Origin of the sequence: Curtobacterium sp. HSID17257 (genome assembly GCF_003989515.1) — a bacterium.
GTDB lineage: Bacteria > Actinomycetota > Actinomycetes > Actinomycetales > Microbacteriaceae > Curtobacterium.
This window is the reverse complement of record NZ_RBLU01000242.1, coordinates 1-590: the sequence shown is the minus strand read 5'-3', so window position 1 is coordinate 590 and position 590 is coordinate 1. Positions and strand designations below refer to the sequence as shown.

Here is a 590-nt window from a genome sequence, read left to right as displayed (position 1 = left end):
CGCGCATGAGCCGGGAGGCCCGTCCCACGTCCGTCCTGCGGCTGGCCCTGCCCCACGGGGCCGGTTGGGCGAAGGCGGTCGCCGCCGGCGCGCTCAGTGCGGTGTGCGCGGTGGCGCTCCTCGCCGCGAGCGGCTACCTCATCACCCGCGCGGCCGAGCAGCCACCGATCCTGTACCTGACGCTCGTCATGGTCGGGGTGCGCGCCTTCGCCCTCGGCCGGGCCGCGCTGCGCTACGTCGACCGGCTCGCCGGGCACGACGCGTCGTTCCGCCAGCTCGCCGTCGTGCGGACCGAGATGTACCGACGGCTCGCCTCGGTCGCGCCGGCCGGGCTCGGGGCGACCGGGCGCGGCGACCTGCTGACCCGGCTCATCACCGACACGGACCGGCTGCAGGACCTGCCGATCCGGGTCGTCGGGCCGCTCGTGTCGGCGGGCGTCGTGGCCCTGCTCTCCGTCGTGGCGGTCGCGGTCGTCTGGTGGCCGGCGGCGGTCGTCCTCGTCGTCGCGCTCGCGCTCGCCGCGCTGCTCGGGACGGTCACCACGCTCGCGGTCGCCCGCCGGTCGGACCGTGAGACGGCGGCCGAGCGA

The 590-nt window shown here is 77.3% G+C and carries 1 pseudogene; it reads left to right on the top strand.

Going from position 1 to position 590, the window contains the following annotated elements:
- Positions 1 to 590, top strand: a pseudogene (locus tag D8M35_RS16225) (thiol reductant ABC exporter subunit CydC); the annotation flags it as partial.